General features: G+C 54.1%; 1 pseudogene. It reads right to left on the reverse strand.

Going from position 1 to position 281, the window contains the following annotated elements:
• Positions 1 to 281, reverse strand: a pseudogene (locus J4G32_RS21440) (hypothetical protein); the annotation flags it as partial.

The following is a 281-nucleotide window of genomic DNA, read 5'->3' on the forward strand; positions in this document are numbered from 1 at the left end:
CTGGTAAAGCGGCATCTCAACTTTCACCCAGGTGGAATACTGGGTTTTATCCAGCACTTCATGACTGGGATATTTATCATTAAGATAATGTTGTACAGAAGGTTCGAGCGAAATTGTCGGCGTCATTTGCGCGCTGGCATAGTCCAGATTCGCCCGCGCAACGTTGGCCTGCGCCCAGGCGGCCAGTACCGCGGGCACCAGTCGATCGTCGGGAGTCGCCGTCTCACAGCTGCGAGCGAGTTTCGCCGGGAAGTCATTATTGATGCCGTTAAGCGAATTCC

The sequence above is a fragment of the Microvirga antarctica genome (genome assembly GCF_017921815.1).
In the GTDB taxonomy this organism is placed as follows: domain Bacteria; phylum Pseudomonadota; class Alphaproteobacteria; order Rhizobiales; family Beijerinckiaceae; genus Microvirga; species Microvirga antarctica.